Source organism: Streptomyces sp. NPDC001027 (assembly GCF_040299045.1).
Taxonomy (GTDB): domain Bacteria; phylum Actinomycetota; class Actinomycetes; order Streptomycetales; family Streptomycetaceae; genus Streptomyces.
Genome location: NZ_JBEPBI010000184.1, coordinates 1 through 15,656, shown reverse-complemented (window position 1 = coordinate 15,656; position 15,656 = coordinate 1). Strand labels below are relative to the sequence as shown.

The following is a 15,656-nucleotide window of genomic DNA, read 5'->3' as shown; positions in this document are numbered from 1 at the left end:
CCTCGCCTTCCTGCGCGAACACGAGGACGACCTCGTCCTGTGCGTCCACAACTTCTCCCGCTTCGCCCAGCCCACCGAACTCGACCTCAGCCGCTACGACGGCCGCCATCCCGTCGAGCTCTTCGGCGGCGTCCGCTTCCCCGCCATCGGTGAACTGCCCTACCTGCTCACCCTCGCGGGCCACGGCTTCTACTGGTTCCGGCTCACCAGAGCCGCGTCCCGGATCGGTCGCCGCCCGTGAGCGTGCGCCGAGGAAAGGATGGGTCACCGTGACGAGGACCGCGAAGACCGCACCCCTGCGTCCGGGCGCCGTGAGCACAGTGCGCTCCACGGGGCCGCTCGGCGCGCTGCTGCGCGAGTGGCTGCCCCGGCAGCGCTGGTTCGCCGGCAAGGACCGCCCGATCACCGACCTGCGCATGCTGTCGATGACCGAGCTGTATCCGGGCTGTCTGCATCTGCTCGTGCACGCCGGCCAGTCGGGCGTCCCGACGCCCGGCGGCACTCCCCCGGCCGGCGACTGCTACCAGCTGCTGCTCGGCCTCCAGGAGCATCTGTCGCCGCGGCTGGGGCGGGCGTTGATCGGCAGGGTGGAGGAGGGGCCGCTGGCCGGGCTGACCGTCCACGACGCGCTCCAGGACCCGCGGTCGGCGCATCTCCTGCTGGAGCGGATGCGGCATCCCGGCACGCTCGGTCCGCTGTCCTTCGAGTCGGACCCCTCCGTGTCCCTGCCCCCGGGGCTCGCGCCGCGGCTGCTGGAGGCCGAGCAGTCCAACACCTCCCTGGTCTACGGGGACGCGTTCATCCTGAAGATCTTCCGGCGCATCCAGCCGGGGGTGAACCCCGATCTGGAGGTGCCGGTCGCGCTGGCCGGGCAGGGGTGCGGGCGGGTGCCCGCACCGGTGGCCTGGTTTCGCACGACCCATCCGCAGGAGGCCACGCTCGGCGTGCTGCAGCCGTTCCTGCCCGACGCCTCGGACGGCTGGACGCTGGCGCTGCGGGCGCTCTCGCTGGGCGAGGACTTCACGGCGGAGGCCGAGGAGCTGGGGCGGGCCACGGCCGACGTCCATCTGGCGCTGGCCGCCGCCCTCCCGGCCGGCCCGCACGCGGAGGACGGGCGCACGGCGGCCGCGATGACCGAGCGGCTGGAGGCGGCGGCGCACCACGTGCCGGCGCTGCGGCCGTTCGTGCCGGGTCTCACCACCGCGTTCGGCGCCCTCTCGGCGTGCGACGCGGGTCCGCCCGCCCAGCGCATCCACGGCGACCTGCACCTCGGGCAGGTGCTGCGCGCCGGACGCGACTGGTTCGTCATCGACTTCGAGGGCGAGCCGTCCCGTCCGCTGGCCGAGCGGCGCAGCGCCCACTCGCCGGTGCGCGACATCGCCGGCATGCTGCGTTCCTTCGACTACGCCGCCCGCCAGCGCCGCCCGTGGCGGCCGGAGTGGGCGCGGCGTTGCCGGGAGGCCTACTGCGCGGGCTACGCGGCCCGCGCAGGCTGGGACCCCCGTAAGAAACATGCTCTGTTGCGTGCCTACGAGACGGACCGAGCCGTGTACGAAGTGCTGTACGAGGCCCGCAACCGTCCCGACTGGCTGCCCGTACCCATGGCGGCGATCGAACGACTCGCCGTCCGAGGAGGCTGACCCCTGTGGCCCTGCGTGACACCTCTCCGCCCGAGTCGGCCGGCCCCCGCCCGCGTACGGCGCCCGCGCTCGACGCGGGCGACCGCGGACGGCTGCTCTCGGGCGCCCACCACGATCCGCACGCGCTGCTCGGCGCGCACCCGGCGCCGGGCGGAGTCCTCTTCCGGGCGCTGCGGCCCTTCGCCGACGCGGTGAGCGTGGTGATCGACGGCGACGCCTCCCCGATGGTCTCGGAGGGCGACGGCCTCTTCGCGGTGGTGCTGCCGCTCGACGCGGTGCCTGCGTACACGCTGCTGGTGTCGTACGAGGGCGCCGAGCACAAGACGGACGATCCGTACCGGTTCCTGCCGGCCCTGGGCGACCTCGATCTGCATCTGATCCGGGAGGGGCGGCACGAGGAGCTGTGGAAGGCGCTCGGCGCCGAGCCGATGGCCCATCAAGGCGTGCTCGGCACCCGGTTCACCGTGTGGGCGCCGAACGCGCAGGGGGTGCGGGTCGCGGGGGACTTCTGCTTCTGGGACGGGACGGCCTTCCCGATGCGGTCCCTCGGCTCGTCCGGGGTGTGGGAGCTGTTCCTGCCGGGGATCGGCGAGGGCGCCCGGTACAAGTTCGAGATCACCTCACGGCACGGCGACCGGTTCCTCAAGGCGGACCCGATGGCCCGGCGTGCCGAGGTGCCGCCGGACACGGCGTCCATCGTGCACGCCTCGCACCACGAGTGGTCGGACGAGGAGTGGATGGCGCACCGGGGCGACGTCCCCGTGCACGTCGCCCCGTTCTCCGTGTACGAGGTCCATCTGCCGTCCTGGCGGCCGGGTCTGACGTACCGGGAGCTGGCGGAGGAGCTGCCCGCCTATGTGCGGGACCTCGGTTTCACGCATGTGGAGCTCATGCCGGTCGCCCAGCATCCGTTCTCGGGCTCGTGGGGCTACCAGGTCACCGGCTTCTACGCGCCCACCGCCCGGCTCGGCACCCCGGACGACTTCAAGTACCTGGTGGACGCGCTGCACCGGGCCGGCGTCGGCGTGATCGTGGACTGGGTGCCGGCGCACTTCCCCAAGGACGACTGGGCGCTCGGCCGGTTCGACGGCGAGCCGCTGTACGAGCCTGGGGACTCGCGCCGGGCCGAGCACCCGGACTGGGGCACCTACGAGTTCGACTTCGCCCGGATCGAGGTGCGCAACTTCCTGGTGGCGAACGCCACCTACTGGTGCGAGGAGTTCCACGTCGACGGCCTGCGGGTGGACGCCGTCGCCTCCATGCTCTACCTGGACTACTCACGCGACTCCGGGCAGTGGACGCCGAACGTGTTCGGCGGCCGCGAGGACCTGGCCGCCATGGCGTTCCTGCAGGAGATGAACGCGACGGTGTACCGCCGCAACCCGGGCGTCGTGACGATCGCCGAGGAGTCCACCGCCTGGGACGGCGTGACCCGGCCGACGGACAGCGGCGGGCTCGGTTTCGGGCTGAAGTGGAACATGGGCTGGATGCACGACTCGCTGCAGTACATCGGCAAGGAGCCGGTGCACCGCAAGTACCACCACAACGAGATGACCTTCTCGATGGTGTACGCCTACAGCGAGAACTACGTGCTGCCCATCTCGCACGACGAGGTCGTGCACGGCAAGCGGGCGCTCGTCTCCAAGATGCCGGGCGACTGGTGGCAGCGGCGTGCCGACCACCGTGCCTACCTGGGCTTCATGTGGGCGCATCCGGGCAAGCAACTCCTGTTCATGGGGCAGGAGTTCGCACAGGGCGCGGAGTGGTCCGAGGCGCACGGACCCGAGTGGTGGCTGCTCGACGCCGGGTACGCGTCGGCGGGCGACCACCGGGGCGTGCAGGATCTGGTGCGCGACCTCAACACGGTGTACCGGGCCACCCCCGCGCTCTGGGAGCGCGACACCGACCCCGCCGGCTTCCGGTGGGTGCTGGGGGACGCCGCGGAGGACAACGTCTTCGCGTTCCTGCGGCACGACGCGCACGGGGCGCCGCTCCTGGTCGTCAGCAACTTCTCCCCGGTGGTGCGTCACGACTACCGTCTCAACGTCCCCGTGGATGCCTCGGCCTGGCGTGAGGTGCTCAACACCGACGCCGAGCGCTACGGCGGCAGCGGTGTCGGCCTGTCCGGCCCGGTCGCCGTGCAGGGCGGGGCGCTCACGCTGACGCTGCCCCCGCTGGCGACGGTCTGGATGCTCCCGTCGTCCGTGTGAACAGGGCAGGACGGGGCAGTCGGGTGCGTACCACCCACCACAGAAGGGCTGACGTCGCGTGCGCACCGTGGGAGTGGAGGAGGAACTCCTCCTGGTCGACCCGGAGACCGGCGAACCGCTGGCGCTGTCCTCCGCCGTCCTCGCCCGCGCCGCGCGGTGCGAGGACGGCGGGGACGACGTCTTCGAGAAGGAACTGCACAGCCAGATGCTCGAGTTCGCCACCCATCCCCAGTCCGGGATGGACGACCTCGGCGCGGAGATCGTGCGGATACGGGGGGAGGCGGCCCGGCACGCCCGGGGGGCCGGCTGCGCGGTGGCGGCGCTCGCCACGTCGCCGCTGCCGGTGCGCCCGTCGGTCAGCATGAACCGGCGCTACCAGTGGATGGCGGAGCAGTTCGGCATCGCCACGCAGGAGCAGATGGTGTGCGGCTGCCATGTCCATGTGTCCGTCGGCTCGGACGAGGAGGGCGTCGCGGTCGTCGACCGCATCCGCCCCTGGCTGTCGGTGCTGATCGCGCTGAGCGCCAACTCGCCCTTCTGGCAGGGCCGACAGACGGGTTACAGCAGCTATCGCAGCCGGGTGTGGCAGCGCTGGCCGTCGTCCGGTCCCACCGAGCTGTTCGGTTCGGCGGAGGGTTACCGCCGGCGGGTGGCGGACATGGTGGCCACGGGCACGATCCTCGACGAGGGCATGGTCTACTTCGACGCCCGGCTGTCGGCGCGTTATCCGACGGTGGAGGTGCGTGTGTCGGACGTCTGTCTGCACGCGGACACCGCCGTGCTGGTCGCCACGCTCGTGCGCGGGCTCGTCGAGACGGCCGCCCGCGACCTGGAGGCCGGCCGGGAGCCGGTGGACCACAGTGTGAGCCTGCTGCGGCTGGCCGGCTGGCGGGCGGCCCGCTCGGGGCTGGCCGGGGACCTGCTGCATCCGGCGACCATGCGGCGCGCTCCCGCCGAGACGGTCGTCGGAGCCCTGCTGGAGCACGTGGAGGACGCGCTGGCGGACGCCGGGGACCTGGAGCGGGCCCGCGCTGCGTGCGCCGGGCTGCTGCGGAGGGGCAACGGCGCGCACGTCCAGCGTCAGGTGTGGGAGCGCACGGGCAGTCTGCGCGAGGTGGTCGCCGCCTGCGTACGCGACACCCAGGGCTGAGGGCCGTCAGAGCATCAGGTCGATCGCGTACGCCAGGAAGAAGGCGGCGATCAGGACGGCGACGACGATGATCACAGTGAGCGGGGCCTTGGCCCAGCCCCCCGGCGGGTTGTGCGTCTCCCGGGGGCCGGCTCCGGGCATGCTGCTCTCCGCGGGCGGGGTCTCGCCCGGGGGGACGCCGCCGCCCGGTTCCAGTCCGGTGGTGCGCTGGGGTTCGGGGTCGGGGCTGATGTGGGTCATGCCCTCCGAGTCCCCCGTGCGCGTCGATTCCACCGTCGGGAGGCCGACGGAAACTCCGCACCCCGCACCGCCGAGATCATCAAGGCGGATTACTTATTCGTTCCAGGCCACAAGCGGTCTCACCTGGGCTAGATTCGACCACCGTCGATAACAGTTCCCGTCGGCGGAGTCACAGCCCGTACACGTCAGGAGCAGCGCATGCGCGACTTCGCTCTCGCTCCCCCGGCCGCCCCGCCCCTGACCGGGGGCCTCGCCGACACCGTCTTCGACACCGCCGCCCGCACCCCGACGCTCGCTGTGCTCTCCCGCCGTGCGGACGCCGCCTCCGGCGACTGGGAGGAGGTGACCGCCGTCGAACTGCGGGACGAGGTGGTCGATCTGGCCAAGGGGTTCGTGGCGTCCGGCATCTCCCCCGGGCACCGCGTCGCGATCATGGCGCGCACCCGGTACGAGTGGACCGTGCTGTGCCACGCCCTGTGGGCGGTGGGCGCCGAGGTGGTCCCCGTCTATCCGACCTCCTCGCGCGAGCAGGTCGAGTGGATCCTGCGGGACGCCGACTGCGTCGGCGTGGTCGTGGAGGACGAGCAGAGCGTGATGACGGTGGGATCTGTGTGCGCCGCCCTGCCGGCGCTGCGGCACGTGTGGCAGCTGGACGCGGGAGCCTTCGACGAGCTCACCCGGCGCGGCGAGCGGGTGTCCGTCACCACGGTGAACTCGCTGCGCAGGATCGTGCTGCCCGACTCGACCGCGGTGATCGCCTACACCTCCGGGACCTCGGGCCGGGCCCTCGGCTGCGCGCTGAGCCACCGCAGCCTGGCCAGCCCCTGCGACACCCTGCTGGCGGGCTGGGGCCACACCGCCGCACCCGCGGGCCAGCAGGCCAGCGTGCTCGCCTTCCTGCCGTTCTCCCATGTGTACGGGCTGATGATCCAGGGGCTGTGTCTGCGCGGGGGCATCGTCATGGGCCACCAGCCCGACATAGGGGCGGACGCGCTCGCGGAGTCGCTGCGCACCTTCCGGCCGACGTATCTGTACGCCGTTCCCTCGGTGTTCGAGAAGATCTACAAGAACTTCCTGCGGGCGGCCCAGGAGGCGGGGCGCGGCGCCCTGTTCGAGCGGGCGGCGGAGACGGCCCGCGACTTCGCGGCCGCCGTCGAACGGCAGCGGCTGGGCCGCGGCTCCGGGCCCGGCCTCGACCTGCGGCTCCAGCACGCCCTGTTCGAACGCACGGTGTACCGCAGACTCCGGGCCGCGCTCGGCGGCCGGGTCCACCGCGGCACGTCGGGCGGCTCCCCGCTGCACCGGGACCTCTCCCTGTTCTACGAGGGCATCGGCATCTACGTGCACGACGGGTACGGCCTGACGGAGACCGGCGGCGGGATCACCATGCAGCCGCTCGGCCGGGAGAAGTCGGGCACCGTCGGGCAGCCCCTGCCGGGCACGGACGTCCGGGTGGCGAACGACGGGGAGATCCTGGTGCGCGGCCCGTCGGTCTTCCAGGGTTACGTCAACGACGACGCCGCGACGCGGGCCGTGCTGTCGGGCGGCTGGCTGGCCACCGGCGACCTCGGCTTCCTGGACTCCGACGGCTACCTCACGATCACCGGGCGCAAGAAGGACGTCATCATCACCAGCAGCGGCAAGAGCGTGGCGCCGACCGCACTGGAGCAGCGGCTGCGCATGCACCCGCTGGTCCACCAGGCGGTGGTGGTGGGCGACAACCGGCCCTGCGTGGGCGCGCTGATCACCCTGGACCCGGATTTCCTGGCGCACTGGCGGGGAAGCCTGACGCTGCACGGCGACCCGCAGAGCCGGGAGGCGCGCGAGGAGAACGCGCTGCGCGAGGAGATCGGACGGGCCGTGGCCGCCGCCAACAGCTCGGTGTCGCGCTCGGAGTCGATCCGGGCGTTCCGTATCCTGCCGCAGCCCTTCGACCAGGCCAGCGGACTGCTGACGCCCTCGATGAAACTGCGCCGTGACTCGATCGTGGCGCACTACGCGGCGGAGATCGAGGCGATGTACCAGGCGCGGGCCCGTCTGCCCCGGCAGAGCCCGCAGGAGGAGGTCCTGAGCTGGGACGACGCCGACGACGTCTTCCGGTGACCCGGCCGGGGCGGCGCGCCGCGCAGCCGCGGGGTCACTGCGCACGCACCGCGCCCGGGGCCCGTCGCCGCCGGAAACCGGACGCGTAGCCCGGGAGTCCTTGGGAACCCAGAGAGGGCGACGCCCAAGAGCCGTACGAGAAAGGACGACGGTCCCGGACGCTGTGGGGCCGCACTGACGACATGGCAGCCGAACCACGGGGTAGTGACGCAGTGTCCTCCTGGGCCACTCCGAGCCGTACGGCCCGCTTCGCGGGTGAACCGCATGACGTGACGGGTGCGCGTCTGGCCACGGAGGCGTTCCTCCGGGAGCTGGCCCGGACCGCGCCGCCCACGGCGCCGGAGTGCTGGCACGACATCGTGCTGATCGTCACGGAACTGGCCGCCAACGCGGTCCAGTACGCGCCGGGCCCCTTCGAGGTGCATCTGCGGCGCACCTTCGACGGGGTGCACGTCACGGTGCACGACACCAACAGCACACCGCCCACCCCGCGGCCCTTTCATCCCGACACCGGGGGCGGGGGCATCGGCTGGTATCTGGTGGACACGCTCTGCAGTCAGGTCAGCGTGGTGCCGAACGAGCCGGGCCGGGGCGAGGGCAAGGACGTCCACGTCTTCCTGCCCTGGTGAGCCCGCCGCTATCGCGGGCCCCTACGGCCGTCAGGCCGACCTGTCCGCCGGGCGGATCGGCACGAACGCCCTGATCGTCTTCCCGCCCGTCGGCTCGCTCTCGATCTCGATCTCCCGGGCCAGCCGCAGCACCAGCGGCCAGCCGTAGCCGCCGGCGGCCCGCCCGGCAGGCGGCGGGGCGGGTCCGCGCACACCGGACGGAATCCCGTCGCTGTGGTCGCGCACGGCCAGCCGGATCCCGTCGGGGACGGACACCGCCTCGAACCCGGCCAGTCCGCCGCCGTGCCGCAGTGCGTTGGTCACCAGTTCCGAGACGACCAGCATGAGGTCGATCATGTCCGTCTCATGCGCCGGTCCGGTCCAGGCGTCCCGGCCGGCCTCCGCGACCGCCCGGGCGTGGGCCCGGGCGGCGGCAGCGGTCCCGACCGGCGCAGACGCAGGCGCAGGCGCAGGCGCAGGCGACTGCGTGAACGTCGGTCGGGTGCGCGCGAGTTCGTCCTCCCTCACGCCGGGGTCGTTCCCCGTGGGACCTGCCGCCGGTAGTGGTCGCCCACCGCGGTGAGGTACCCGGGATCGGTCGTCTCGCTGTCGGTGTGGAAGCGGGGCGCCTCCTTCACCTCGTCCTTCGTACAGGTCAGGGAGACCTGTCCGGCCCCGGCGTCGATCGCGCTCACCGCGCCGACCGGGACGACGGCGCTCCTGCCGAACAGCCATACTCCCGTGTCGACGACCAGGTGCCGCATGCCGTGCGGGTCCGCCTCGCGTTCCACGTGCCCGAGAGTGCCGTCGGCCGTCGTGACGGCGTAGCCGGTCAGATCCTGTCCCTCGACATGCCCGCTGCCCTCCGTGTAGGACCAGATTGCGTCGATGGTCACGCTGCTCCCTCCTCGCGTTCCGAAGCAGCGGCTACCCTGCCGACGCGGTCGCATTCGGGCGTGACGTCCCCGTGCGGAGCGGGCCGGCGGACGGCGTCGGCCGCCGCCCACGACTGTGCGGAACGTCTCGGCGTACGTGACGCGATCGGGGGCAGACGAGCTGCGTCATCGACCGCCCCGACGAACGGAGTGAACGGCATGGACGCCGTGACGGTACAGGCAGCGACGGCCACGGCAGAGCGCGCGGGCGCCGACGACCCGCGCGAGGGGCTTCCGTTCATCGACATGCCGGCCCAGGTGAGCCCCCGCGACGCGCGGGAGCTCTCCCGCCGCTTCTTCGACCGGCTGGCGGTCGTGGAGGAGGGCGCCCACGAATACCAGTACGTGCGCAACACCCTGATCGAGATGAACCTGTCGCTCGTGCGGTACGCGGCCTCCCGCTTCCGCGGCCGGGGAGACGCGATGGAGGACATCGTCCAGGTCGGCACCATCGGTCTGATCAAGGCCATCGACCGGTTCGAGCTGACCCGTGAGGTCGAGTTCACCTCGTTCGCCGTCCCGTACATCGTGGGCGAGATCAAGCGCTTCTTCCGCGACACCAGTTGGGCGGTGCACGTGCCGCGCCGCCTTCAGGAGGCCCGCGTCGAGCTGGCCAAGGCGACGGAGGAGCTGCAGACGCGACTGGGCCGCATGCCCACCACGCGCGAGCTGTCCCAGCTGATGTCGCTGTCCGAGGAGGAGGTCGTCGAGGCGCGCAAGGCCTCCAACTGCTACACGTCCGCCTCCCTGGACGCGGCCCTGACGTCCGACGGGGGCATGGACGGCGAGTCGGTGCTGGCCGACTTCATCGGCACGGAGGAGCCTGCGCTGGAACTGGTGGAGGACCTCCACTCGCTGGCGCCGCTCATCGCCGAGCTGGACGAACGGGAACGGCGGATCATCCATCCGCTGAGCCCTCACGGCATCGATTGCCGGTGAAAGCTGCTCCGTGTCGGCTAGTGCCGAACTGTGCAGGTCGGAAAGCCTTCAAGCACGCCACCTCGCCGCGCATCTGTCGCTCTCTGACGGGTACTTCCGGGCCGTTCTGGGGCGTTCGGGCGAGCACGGAGCGAGCAAAGACCCCGCCATCAGTGAAGATGACGGGGTCCAGGGCATGCGCTCACTCGGGACCCTACCCGCCCTCCTCGTCGGCCTGACCGTCGCCCTCGTCCGGCTTCCCGGCCTCCGGCGTCGCGACTTCGGCAGCCCGGCGAGCACGGGGCACCAGGCCCGCCGCCTTATCCGCGATCTCTCGGTCGACGTCTTCCAGCAGCTCGGTGTACGTGTCGCCCGTTAGCTGGATCGTGGTGTGCCGCAGCACCTTCTTCACCGCGAAGATGTCGCCCCCGCCCGCATGGGTGAGTGTCGCCGCCAAGTGCCGCAGGTCCCGGAGGCTGACCGGCGGCAGCCCTGCACGCCTGCAGATCCGCCGGAACTCTAGCGACACTTTCTCCGGGTGGAGCCATGTTCCGTCAGGCTCGGTCCACACCTTGCCCGTGTCCACCCAGTCGGCGACGCCCCTGCCCTCCGCGCGCTCCATCGCAGCCCGCCGATTCCACTCGTCCCGCTCGGCGAGCTGCTGCGCGCGCCGCTCCCGCAGCACACCGACATTGAGGGAGTCGAGGCCGATCGTCGACGACGACTCCTCCGTCTTCAGGTCATCCTCGAACACCTCCCAGTTGTCGACGACGAGCGCCCGCGACGGGGTGATCAGGCCGGCGTCAAGGTCGATGTTCGTCCACTCGATCCCGACGCCCTCGCCACGCCGCAGGCCACGGAAGGCGAGCAGGTGGAAGAACGAGTACAGGCGCGAGCTCTCCGCCTCGTCGAGGAACTCGCCGAGCTGCTGCGGGGTCCACACCATGACCAGCGACGGCTTCTCGCCCGTGCGCTCCCAGTGCGCGACGTTCGACGCCGTCCACAGCTTGGCCTTCGGTCTCTTGCCTGACTCCAGCTCGACCCATGCGGCCGGGTTGAACGTGATGAGCTGATTGCGGATCGCCGCATTGAGCGCGGCCCGCAGCGTCGCCCGGATCCGCTGCTTCGTCGCCGGCCCCGTGATCGGCCGACACGGCGGCATCGCCTTCAGCTTCTCGCGCTCGGCGGCCAGGAGCGCAGAGACCGCAGGCGACGGTCGGCCGGGCTTGGTTCCCGGGCGCCACTTGCAGCGCGCCTCCTGCTTTCGCCGCTCCGCATTCTCCGCCCTGACGACATCGTTCTGATCGTCGAAGCTGTCGAAGAACGCCTGCACATGGCCGATGTTCAGGCGGTCGAGCCGATGGTGCCCGAGGCCCGGCTTCAGATGAACGCGGATGTGCGAGGCGTAGCTTCGCGTCGTCAGGCGTTTCGTCTTCTTCGCTGCGACCCAGGCGTCGAGCCACTCGCCAACCGTCATACCGCCGTCGAGGACCACGCCGCCGGCCAGGCGCCGCTTGATCTCGGTCGCGTCGGGGATATCCGCGCGCTCGCTCATTACCTTGGCGAGGAGGTCACCGATCTGCGCGGCGTAGTGCTCGTCGTCGTCGATCAGATCGAGGAGGGCGCGGACCTTGTCGAGGTCTTTCTGTGCATCCTTGGCCAGGGCGTAGCCGGTGCGCCGGAACGGCCTTCGGTTGCCCCTCGAGTCCGCGGGTATCTCTTGGCGGACCTGGAAGCTCCCGTGATTGCGCTTCGGCAACTGCGGACAGTCGTTGCCGAGCCTCTTGCCGTCCGTTCCGCGGCACTCGCAGCGTTTCGAGATGCCACCAGCGCGTCGCACTCCGGTCATGTACATCCTCCGACTCGCCGCGCACTACGCGCGCACTTATGCATGCTGTGATGCCAGCAACGTACGCCACCTGTTGTTTCACATCAACCCGTGCCGTACTGTGCGCAGTACGCATGCAAGTGCGCAGTAGCGTCCCAACGTTGCACGGGAGTGGCACGGACATGACCCAACAGCCGAGCACGGACCACCAGGAGCTGACTGTTCGCCACCTGCTCGACCTGCCGCCGACGACCGACGTCGAGACCGGCGGGAAGGCATTCGGGATGGGCCGCACGAAGGCCTACGAGCTGGTGCGGGCGGGGAAGTTCCCCTGCAAGGTCATCCCGGCAGGGCGCACCTACCGCGTCGTGACCGCCGACCTGCTCCGCGTCCTCGGGCTCGAGGCAAGCGCCGAGCCGCAGAAGACCGCCGAGCACGCCCCGGCGGCCTGACCACCACCCCATGCCAGCGGGCCCGGCTTCCCCCTCCCCCTCCGGAAGCCGGGCCCGCTGCGGTACCGGCTCAGGGGCGGCGGAACACCTGGGTAGGCCTGAACGGCCGCTCGAGGGCGGGCGGCAGGGCGGAGAAACGCGGGAGGGGAACCCGCTCCGCCGCGTCCATCGCGGTCTCCTGCGCGGCCGTGGCATGGTCCTCGGCTACACCGCTCGGGGTCCACTGGTGGCCGTCCCATTCCAGCATTGCGCGCGGGGCGTCCGGGTCGACGTGGCCGCCGTGCTCAGGGCTCTCGCCGAGAGGAACGGCCCTGCGGTCACCGGGCTTCGGCCGGCGAGTCTCCCGGCGTGCAGCCCACTCGTCCAGCGGCTCGTCATCCACGGGCTTCTCCTCCCTGTTCCTGCTGCCAGTCTGCCCGGGCCCGCGCTGTCGGCGGAACCCCGGCCGGTCAGAGCGTGACCGTCCACCCTCCACGGGCCAAGGTGGTCGACCCGTCCGGCGTGACCGTCACCCGCGCCCCGTACACGGGCAGTTCGCCGTGCTCGATCCACCGCCACCGGATCGCCTCGAGCATCGTGTAGAGACGGCGGGGGCCGCCCTGGTGGACGGTCGTGGTGCGGCTGCCGGGCTGGGTGTGAGCGCGCGCCCACGAGCCGTCGGGGTGCAGCATCCACGTCATCCGATCGCCGTCGTCGCCGGTGCCGGTGCGGTGCTCGATGCCGGGGGCCGTGAGCGACAGCATCGACCACACCTCCCACGCCTGCATGACGTCGAGGACCGGGAACGAGGACACCGTGACGTCGTCGCCGTCCCGCTCGCGAACCTCCTGGAACAGGGCGTCGAGCTGGGGCGGGTAGTCGTCGCCCGTGCGGGTCGCCATGAACGCGCCCCGGTCCCATTCGATCCGGCCCGCCGCCCCGCCGTCCTCGCCCTTGTCCGCGGTGAGGATCAGCCCGGTACCGGCGAGGGTCGTCACCAGGCGTCCGCCCGGCCGCAGGACGCGCAGCCAGGAGGCGGGCACGCGCGGCACGGACACCATGGACACGATCCGGTCGTACTCGCCGGGCAGCTCGGCCGCCGCGTCCTGCGTGAGGACCTTCGGATGGTGGCCGATGCGGTCGAGGCGTTCGCCGGCGGCCTCGGTGAGGTAGGGGTCGACGTCCACGGTCGTCACGTAGTCGTCGCCGAGGCGGGCGCACGCCAGGGCGGCGCTGTAGCCCGAGCCGGTCGCGACGTCCAGCAGTGTCTGGCCCTCGCAGAGCCGGCCGTGGGTGAGCATGCTGACGACGAGGCTCGGCAGGGTGCTGGACGAGGTGGGCCTGCCGGTCACCGCCTGGCCGTCGGCGGCGTGGTCGGCGTGCACGGGCCCGACCCGGGTCACGAGGGTCTGGTCCGTGTACGCGGCGCGCGCCCACGCCACCTCGTCGGCCGGGCCGTCGGCGGGCGTCCAGCCCTCGGGGCCGGCCGCGTACCAGCAGGGCACGCACAGGTGCCGGGGCGTGGCCAGGACCGGCCCGTGCCACGCGGATGCGGGGTGCACCGCCGTATGGGCGAGGTCGGCGGCGTGCTGCTTCCAGTCCATCAGAGGGTGACTCCTTGCAGTTCGTCGGCGATCGCCGCGGCTATCGGCTGCCCGGTGGCGCCCTGGATCCAGTCCCATTGCCCGCACGGATTCACCTCAAGGAACCACCACCGCCCTTCGGGGTCAACGACGAAGTCAGCAGCCCCGTAGGTGAGGTGGAGCCGGTCCATCAGGCGGCGCATCCCGGCCTCGACGTCGGCGGGGACCGTGGTGGTGGCGTAGGTGAGCGAGCCGTAGTCGGACCGCCAGTCCTCGTGGGCGGCCTCGCTGCCCGCGTGGACCTCGGCGGCGAACATCCGCGACCCGACGACCGTCAGGCGAACCTCGTGGCTCTTGTCGACCCAGGCTTGGAACAGGTGGGCGGTGGTCTCGACGCCCCGCAGGTCGGCGAGATCATCCGGGGTGAGACGTCGGGTGTAGACGGCTTTCAGCTGGTCGTCCTCGATCAGCACCGGGGACGCCACGGGCTTGCAGATCAGCGGGCCCGGAACGGCGGCGGCGAACTCCCGCACCGCGTCCGGCCGGTTCGTGATCAGCGTGGCAGGGATGCGCAGCCCACAGACGCGCGCCGCGTCGAGCTGGACCGGCTTGTACTCGGCTCGGGCCATGAACGTCGGATGGTTGACCCACCGGCAGTCCAGAGCGGACAGGACACCGCCCAGGCCCGCCCGGGCCTGCGCTGCGGCGAACCGCCCCTCCGGGCCGGTCATGCCGTCGGGGAACTGGAACGCCCCGGGGGCGCGGTAGTACACCGCGCCGACCCGGGACAAGTCCACCGTGCGCTGCGCGGCGGCCAGTTCGCCCGCCCATCCATGCCCCTGGTCGATCCGGCCCGACAGCGAAAGCTGCTGGGGGAAGGCGGCGGTGTCCATGCGGAACACCTCGGCTCCCCGGCCGGTCAACTCGGTCACCACTCGATCGGTCGGCCAATCATCGGTGGCCGCGATCACCAGGACAGGCAGGGACATGATCTAGTCCTTCGCGCCCTCGTCGAGCGGCGGCGGGTTCGTCGTCGACCCGTCCGGCACCGTCGGCGAGTGGGTGTTCGCCATACAGGTCAGCAGCCCGCCGTCATACGACACGTTGACCTGGCGGTCCGTGTCGTAGAACGACGCCGGGATGCGGGCTGCGCCGGTCGAGTCCGGGGTGCGCGCGAACCGCAGAGCGAAGGGCCGGGTGTCCGGCCCGGACGGTGCCTCTGCGCTGTGCGGGAGCTTTCCGGCGGACAGCGGGAACGCTTCCCGCGCCCGGTCCATCGTGGTCGTCACAGATGTCTCCTTCGGTCTGGGTGTTGCGGAAGTCCGGCCGCCCGCCGTTCTGGGGCGGCGGGCGGCCGGTACGGTCCCCTTCGGTGGAAGGGGACCGGCCCGCGCAGCGGCTTGCCGGGGCACCGCGCGGGGGTCAAAGGGGCGTCACACCCAGGAGGTTGACGCCGGCGTACAGGCAGGGGCCTTGGGCCAGTTCGGCGCGGCCCCACGACGTTTCGAGGAACGGCCGCCCCCGGTTCGGGACCGGCGCGCCATGCACGGCCGCTGGTTCCTGCGCCGGTATCGCGCTCACCGTCGCCCGGAACCCCTCGAGCGTGGCGGTCACCGCCACATACCGGCACGGCACCACCTTCCGGACGTCGCCGGCGTAGCCGACGGCCAGCTCGCCGAGAAGATCCGCGAGCTGCCAGGAGACGCCCCACGCGTGGAAGGTGTCCGCCACGTGCTCGAAAACGCGGTCGTCGAGGAACCGGGTGACGCGCCAGGTCCAGCGCATCGAGTAGCCAGACCCCCACCAGGGGTCGCCGGACACAGGCGGCCCGCACACCGGCCGTGTCTCACGGGTTCGAGTCGGAGCAAGGTGCATCTGGTGTGTCCTCGCGGGGCTGTGGGGGCTGGTCGTGGTCGTCAGGCGCTCCGGCCGCCCGCCGTGGGGTGGAATCAGGCGGCCGGAGCGGTCACCCCCGAGGACAGGCACGGGTAGTCCTCGGGGGGATCTGTG

General features: G+C 71.8%; 17 protein-coding genes. 8 read left to right on the top strand and 9 right to left on the bottom strand.

What is annotated here, in order from left to right:
- The 4 genes from ABT300_RS32650 to ABT300_RS32635 form a co-directional block, all read left to right on the top strand.
- A partial coding sequence (locus ABT300_RS32650) for an alpha-glucosidase C-terminal domain-containing protein (RefSeq protein WP_351683418.1) occupies window positions 1–241 on the top strand: 241 nt, incomplete at its 5' end.
- 28 nt (window positions 242–269) lie between these two features.
- The gene (locus tag ABT300_RS32645) at window positions 270–1,640 is read left to right on the top strand and encodes a maltokinase N-terminal cap-like domain-containing protein (protein ID WP_502978041.1); all 1,371 of its coding nucleotides are present in this window, start codon (window positions 270–272) and stop codon (window positions 1,638–1,640) included.
- Between the two features lie 5 nt (window positions 1,641–1,645).
- Window positions 1,646–3,850, top strand: a complete 2,205-nt coding sequence (gene glgB, locus ABT300_RS32640) for a 1,4-alpha-glucan branching enzyme (protein WP_351683415.1) — start codon at window positions 1,646–1,648, stop codon at window positions 3,848–3,850.
- Between the two features lie 58 nt (window positions 3,851–3,908).
- Window positions 3,909–5,000: a glutamate--cysteine ligase 2 gene (locus ABT300_RS32635; RefSeq protein ID WP_351683412.1), complete on the top strand. Its 1,092-nt coding sequence runs from the start codon at window positions 3,909–3,911 to the stop codon at window positions 4,998–5,000.
- Window positions 5,001–5,006: 6 nt separating this feature from the next.
- On the opposite strand, the gene ABT300_RS32630 is transcribed toward ABT300_RS32635, so the two are convergent.
- Complete coding sequence (locus ABT300_RS32630) at window positions 5,007–5,240, bottom strand: DUF6480 family protein (protein WP_351683410.1); 234 nt, start codon at window positions 5,238–5,240, stop codon at window positions 5,007–5,009.
- Window positions 5,241–5,438: 198 nt separating this feature from the next.
- Here ABT300_RS32630 and ABT300_RS32625 point away from each other — a divergent pair, with 198 nt between their 5' ends.
- Together ABT300_RS32625 and ABT300_RS32620 are read left to right on the top strand one after the other, a co-directional pair.
- Window positions 5,439–7,343, top strand: a complete 1,905-nt coding sequence (locus ABT300_RS32625) for an AMP-dependent synthetase/ligase (protein WP_351683407.1) — start codon at window positions 5,439–5,441, stop codon at window positions 7,341–7,343.
- A 182-nt stretch (window positions 7,344–7,525) separates the two neighbouring features.
- Window positions 7,526–7,972, top strand: a complete 447-nt coding sequence (locus tag ABT300_RS32620; RefSeq protein WP_351683405.1) for an ATP-binding protein — start codon at window positions 7,526–7,528, stop codon at window positions 7,970–7,972.
- A 30-nt stretch (window positions 7,973–8,002) separates the two neighbouring features.
- Here the strand turns inward: ABT300_RS32620 and ABT300_RS32615 are convergent, their stop codons facing one another.
- Both ABT300_RS32615 and ABT300_RS32610 read right to left on the bottom strand, forming a co-directional pair.
- Entirely contained in the window at window positions 8,003–8,479 is a 477-nt protein-coding gene (locus ABT300_RS32615; protein ID WP_351683402.1) for an ATP-binding protein, read from the bottom strand.
- Window positions 8,476–8,847: a PRC-barrel domain containing protein gene (locus ABT300_RS32610; protein ID WP_351683399.1), complete on the bottom strand. Its 372-nt coding sequence runs from the start codon at window positions 8,845–8,847 to the stop codon at window positions 8,476–8,478. Before ABT300_RS32610 ends, ABT300_RS32615 begins: the two co-directional genes overlap by 4 nt.
- Before the next feature lie 198 nt (window positions 8,848–9,045).
- On the opposite strand from ABT300_RS32610, the gene ABT300_RS32605 reads away from it, so the two are divergent.
- Window positions 9,046–9,825, top strand: coding sequence for a sigma-70 family RNA polymerase sigma factor (locus ABT300_RS32605; RefSeq protein WP_502978040.1), 780 nt, complete (start codon window positions 9,046–9,048; stop codon window positions 9,823–9,825).
- Between the two features lie 193 nt (window positions 9,826–10,018).
- Here the strand turns inward: ABT300_RS32605 and ABT300_RS32600 are convergent, their stop codons facing one another.
- The gene (locus tag ABT300_RS32600) at window positions 10,019–11,653 is read right to left on the bottom strand and encodes a site-specific integrase (protein ID WP_351683396.1); all 1,635 of its coding nucleotides are present in this window, start codon (window positions 11,651–11,653) and stop codon (window positions 10,019–10,021) included.
- A 161-nt stretch (window positions 11,654–11,814) separates the two neighbouring features.
- Here ABT300_RS32600 and ABT300_RS32595 point away from each other — a divergent pair, with 161 nt between their 5' ends.
- Complete coding sequence (locus ABT300_RS32595; RefSeq protein WP_351683394.1) at window positions 11,815–12,084, top strand: DNA-binding protein; 270 nt, start codon at window positions 11,815–11,817, stop codon at window positions 12,082–12,084.
- Between the two features lie 70 nt (window positions 12,085–12,154).
- On the opposite strand, the gene ABT300_RS32590 is transcribed toward ABT300_RS32595, so the two are convergent.
- The 5 genes from ABT300_RS32590 to ABT300_RS32570 form a co-directional block, all read right to left on the bottom strand.
- Window positions 12,155–12,466, bottom strand: a complete 312-nt coding sequence (locus tag ABT300_RS32590; RefSeq protein WP_351683391.1) for a DUF6087 family protein — start codon at window positions 12,464–12,466, stop codon at window positions 12,155–12,157.
- A gap of 67 nt (window positions 12,467–12,533) precedes the next feature.
- Window positions 12,534–13,667, bottom strand: a complete 1,134-nt coding sequence (locus ABT300_RS32585) for a methyltransferase domain-containing protein (protein ID WP_351683388.1) — start codon at window positions 13,665–13,667, stop codon at window positions 12,534–12,536.
- Window positions 13,667–14,635, bottom strand: a complete 969-nt coding sequence (gene tgmB, locus ABT300_RS32580) for an ATP-grasp ribosomal peptide maturase (protein WP_351683386.1) — start codon at window positions 14,633–14,635, stop codon at window positions 13,667–13,669. Before tgmB ends, ABT300_RS32585 begins: the two co-directional genes overlap by 1 nt.
- A gap of 3 nt (window positions 14,636–14,638) precedes the next feature.
- Window positions 14,639–14,935, bottom strand: a complete 297-nt coding sequence (tgmA, locus tag ABT300_RS32575) for a putative ATP-grasp-modified RiPP (protein ID WP_351683384.1) — start codon at window positions 14,933–14,935, stop codon at window positions 14,639–14,641.
- Between the two features lie 133 nt (window positions 14,936–15,068).
- A complete protein-coding gene (locus ABT300_RS32570; protein WP_351683381.1) occupies window positions 15,069–15,467 on the bottom strand; it encodes a hypothetical protein in 399 nt (132 codons plus the stop codon).
- Window positions 15,468–15,656 lie beyond the last annotated feature (189 nt).